Here is a 4,405-nt window from a genome sequence, read left to right as displayed (position 1 = left end):
GCCCCTCCCCGCCGACCGGAAGTGTCATGACTGCTCCAAGCACCACCGAGGCCGACCAGCAGCCGGAGCCGACTCCGACCGCGCCGACCGTGCCCACCACGGCCCCGCCCCGCCGCCGCACCTTCGGCCTGGCCGCCGCCACCGCGCTCGTGATGGGCAACATCATCGGCGGCGGCATCTTCGTCCTGCCGGCCACGGTCGCCCCGTACGGCGCCGTCAGCCTGCTGGCCTTCCTGGTCCTCTCCATTGGCGCGGTACTGCTCGCCCTGCTGTTCGGCAAGCTGGCCCGCCGCAGCCCGGTCACCGGCGGCCTGTACGTGTACCCGCGCGACGCGTTCGGCCCCTTCGCCGGCTTCCTGTCGGCGTGGTCGTACTGGACGATGACCTGGGTCAGCATCGCCGCCCTGGCGGTGGCGGTGGTCGGCTACGTCGACGTACTGATCCCCCTGCACGACAGCCACGCTCTCGGCGCGCTGGTCGCGATCCTGGCCCTCTGGCTGCCGGCCGCCGCGAACTTCGCGGGCACCCGGTGGGTCGGGGCGGTACAGATCGTGTCGACGATCCTGAAGTTCGTACCGCTGCTGCTGGTCGCCACGGTCGGCCTGTTCTTCATCGACACGGACAACTTCGGCGCGTTCAACGCCTCGGGCGAGAGCGTCCCCGGCGCCCTGGCCGCCTCCGCCGCGCTGCTCCTGTACAGCTTCCTCGGCGTCGAGTCGGCGGCCGTCAGCGCGGGCGAGGTGGAGGACCCCGAGCGCAACGTCGGCCGCGCGAGCGTCCTGGGCACGCTCGGCTCGGCCCTCGTCTACATCCTCGGCACGGTCGCGGTCTTCGGCCTGGTCCCGCACGACAAGCTGGTGAAGTCCGGCGCCCCGTTCGCCGACGCGGTCAACGCCATCACCGGCAGCGGCTGGGGCGGCACGGCCATCGCGCTGGTGGCGGTGGCGTCGATCGTCGGCTGCCTGAACGGCTGGATCCTGCTCGCCGCCCAGATGCCGTACGCGGCTGCCCGTGACGGCCTCTTCCCGGCACCGTTCGCGAAGGTCGGCAAGGGCGGGGTGCCCGGCTTCGGCGTCTGGGCCTGCGCGATCCTCGGCACGGTCCTCATCGCCTTCAACTACACGGCGGGCCCGGACACCACGTTCCGCGTCCTGGTCCTGATCACGACGTTCACGGGCTGCTTCCCCTACCTCCTCTCGGCGGCGGCCCAGCTCTACTGGCTGGCCAGGGGCACCCGCGAACAGGTCCGCCCGGCAGGCCTGGCCCGCGACCTGATCGTCGCCGCGCTGTCCTTCGCCTTCTCCTTCTGGCTGATCGCGGGCGCGGGTTACGCGGCGGTGTACCAGGGGGTGCTGTTCCTGTTCGCGGGCATTCCGGTGTACGTGTGGATGCGGGGGCGGCGGCAGCCACCGAAGCCGGAGGAGAGCGGGGCGGTGGCGGCCTAGGCCGCCGTTGCGGCCTGGGCGAGGAGCGAGCCTGGCCCGCGCTCTTGGTTTGTTCCGGTAGATCTTCCGACAGTCCGTCCCGATCTTCTTCCTGGTGTCTCTTTCGACATCGATGTTTTGCTGTACACGGTCAAGCAGCCGCCCTCCTGACCGAGTGCGGGAAGGTGCAACGCAGGGCCGACGCCGAGGCGTCGGCCCTGCGTGTACGCCAAAGTCCGGTCGCGCCCGGCGGAGAATGCCGCCCACACCATGAGGCGTTGATCCGAACCGGTGGCCTGCCCCACGACTGGACCAGCAACACGTCGCCCATCCGTCGAAACCCGTGGAGGTCTCATGCTGCCATGGCGCTCCTGACCGCTGACGGCCCGGAGGATCAGGTCAAGATCGTTCCGCAGTGCGGCGCCGGGCGGGTCCGTCCGGTCCGGACCAGGGTCACCATGAGGGTGCGGAAGGACCCGGTGGCCGGCACCTGGACGCGGACGGTGTTCTCCTCGCCCTGTTCCAGCGGCCCGGCCCCGGTGAAGCCGGCAATCGGGCCGCCACGGCCGATCACCGAACCAGCGAGGTCGACGAGGCCGGCGAGGCCGCATCCAGAACTGTTGTCCGGGGGGCTCCGGCCTCCGAGGGGACGTAGCGGCCGGTCAGTGGCCGTCCCGGCGGGATTGTCGGCCATCGGATCGTCGCGAACGGGATTGGCCGGGAAGTTCCCGAACGCGAGCCGGCCGTAAGTCTTGGGAACGTCCGGGCGCCGGCTCTCACCGGCGCCCACGGTGACGCGGTTCTTCGCCCCTGCCGGCCAACGTGACAGTGCCGTGCCCTGGCCTTCTTCGGAGGTCGGGGCATTTTGGCGATGGGCGATGGGCGATGGGCTCAATCCTGATGAGATGTCATGCCCAGGGCGTGGAAGATGTCCTGGGCCTCCTTCCGATACGGGGCCGGGTCCTCCGCGCCGGTCGTGGCGACGGCGCGGCCAAGGATGTCGAGGCTCTCGGCCAGGGCCCTGCGCCAGCCGGTGCCGCGGTGCACCGCGAGGGCCTCGTGGGCGCGGGCGGCGGCGGTGGCCGCTTCGCCGTGCAGCAGTTCGGCACGGGCCAGGGCGGTGAGGGCCTCGCCCTGCACCATCAGGTGATCCGTGCCCCGGGCGACGTCCAGCGCCCGGGAGATCTGCTCCCGGTCGGGCGGGTCGGTCACGGCGGCCAGGCCGAGCAGGGCACGTGCCCGCAGTTCGTCCGCGCCGCGTTCCTCGGCCAGCTTGAGCGCTTCCCGGTAGACGAAATCCGCCTCGTCGGGGCGGCCGAGGGCGAGCAGGACGCTGCCGAGGGCGATGCGGGCGTCCGCGCGGTAGTACTCCTCGCCGTCCTGGTCGAAGAGACGGGTGGCGGTCGTCGCCATGTCCAGGGCGGTGGTGAGGTCACCGGCGTCGCGGTGGACGGAGGACTGGAACCGCAGCACGTACGCCTCGCTGCCCTGTTCGCCGCTCTCCCGGACCATCGTCAGGGCGGTCGTCAGTTGGTGCGTCGCCCGCGCGGGATCCCCGAGGAGGTAGAGGGTGCGTCCCAGGTTGGCGTGGGTCAGGATCCGGTTGTGCTGGGAGTCGAGGTTGCGCGGGGCACGCTCGGCCCGCCGCAGACGGTCCAGTGAATCGGTCAGGCGGCCCAGGTCGCGCAGCGTGATGCCGAGCGTGAGCAGGACGACCGGGTGGCCGTCCGGCATGCCGTTGCACCGGTCGATCTCCGTGGCCCTTTCCAGGTACTCCGCGCCGCGTGTCAGCCGGCCGACGAGCCAGTTCACACTGGCGAGGTTGGTGAGCGCCACAGCCGTGCCCTCCAGCCAGCCGCCTGCCTCGGCGAGGGCGAGCGACTGCTCGAAGTGAGGGATCGCCGCATGGGGGAGGCTCTGGTGGAGTTCCGCCGCGCCGAGCACGTTGTGCATGGCGGCCTGTGCCACGGGCTCGTCGGCGGCACGGGCCGCGTCCAGGGCGGCCCGGCCGAGGGCCGCCCAGTCCATGGCGTTCTTGCGGGTCCAGGAGTGGCCGACGAGGGTGTGGGCGAGCCGCCAGGAGGCGGGGTGGCACTCGGCGGCCGCCTGCTGGACGGCCGCGGCGAGGTTGGGCAGTTCGTCGTCCAGCCAGCGGATCGCCGCGGCGGCGTCGGGGATGCGGGGCGGGGGTACGGCGTTGCCGTCGCCGTGAGTGCAGCCGTCCGGGCCGCCGCCGTCCGGGCCGCCGGTGCCGGTGGGGGGCAGGGGGGCCTGGCCGGGGTACAGCAGTTGGGCGCAGTGGCCCGTGGCGTTCAGCAGCCAGGTGTACAGGGCGTCGGAGGCCGAGTGGCGGTCCTCGGCGGTCTCCTCCAGGCGCAGCCGCTCGGCCGCGTACAGCGCGACCAGGTCGTGGCGGCGGTACCGGCCGGCCCGGTGTTCCCGCAGCAGATGGGCGGCGGTGAGCCGTTCCAGTAGTGCGGCGGCCTCCGCGGGGGCGAGGCCCGCGACGACCGCGGCGGCGTCGAGACCGGTCTCCGGGCCGGGCACCAGGGCCAGCAGACGGAACATCCGCCGGGCCGGGGCGTCGAGGGCGTGGTACGAGAGGTCGAAGGCACCGCGTACGGCGGTGGTCTCGTCGCCGGTGACGGACAGGGCGGTCAGCCGGTCGCCGTCGCGCAGTTCGGCGGCCTGTTCCTCCAGTGTGCGCCAGGGGGTGTGGTCGAGGTTGGCGGCTGCGATCCGCAGAGCCAGGGGGAGGTGCCCACAGGCGTGGGCGAGTTCGGCCGCCGCCCACGGGTCGGCGTCGACGCGCGCCGCGCCGAGGGTGCGATGCAGCAGGAGCTGGGATTCGGCGGGGCTGAGCACGTCCACCCCGATCCGCCGGGCGCCGTCGCGGGCGGCGAGTCCGGCCAGCCGGTCGCGGCTGGTGACCAGCACAAGGCAGCCGGGCCCTCCGGGCAGCAGCGGCCGGACCTGCTCCG

The 4,405-nt window shown here is 72.8% G+C and carries 3 protein-coding genes; 1 reads left to right on the top strand and 2 read right to left on the bottom strand.

From position 1 onward, the window contains the following. The first annotated feature begins 26 nt into the window (after positions 1 to 26). The gene (locus AOK08_RS10260; protein WP_055525176.1) at positions 27 to 1,445 is read left to right on the top strand and encodes an amino acid permease; all 1,419 of its coding nucleotides are present in this window, start codon (positions 27 to 29) and stop codon (positions 1,443 to 1,445) included. 373 nt (positions 1,446 to 1,818) lie between these two features. Here AOK08_RS10260 and AOK08_RS10255 read toward each other — a convergent pair whose 3' ends face one another. Both AOK08_RS10255 and AOK08_RS10250 read right to left on the bottom strand, forming a co-directional pair. Continuing rightward, positions 1,819 to 2,118, bottom strand: a complete 300-nt coding sequence (locus tag AOK08_RS10255) for a hypothetical protein (protein WP_157876634.1) — start codon at positions 2,116 to 2,118, stop codon at positions 1,819 to 1,821. Positions 2,119 to 2,315: 197 nt separating this feature from the next. Next, on the bottom strand, positions 2,316 to 4,405 hold a 2,090-nt coding region (locus AOK08_RS10250), incomplete at its 5' end, for a tetratricopeptide repeat protein (RefSeq protein ID WP_157876632.1).

The organism is Streptomyces graminilatus (genome assembly GCF_001418565.1).
In the GTDB taxonomy this organism is placed as follows: Bacteria; Actinomycetota; Actinomycetes; order Streptomycetales; family Streptomycetaceae; genus Streptomyces; species Streptomyces graminilatus.
The sequence above is the reverse complement of the archived record's forward strand: the minus strand, read 5'-3'. Positions and strand labels throughout refer to the sequence as shown.

Bases quoted from the DNA above. Each gene is read 5' to 3' on its own strand.
- AOK08_RS10255 (WP_157876634.1), bottom strand. From the start codon at position 2,118: ATGGCCGACAATCCCGCCGGGACGGCCACTGACCGGCCGCTACGTCCC.
- AOK08_RS10260 (WP_055525176.1), top strand. From the start codon at position 27: ATGACTGCTCCAAGCACCACCGAGGCCGACCAGCAGCCGGAGCCGACT.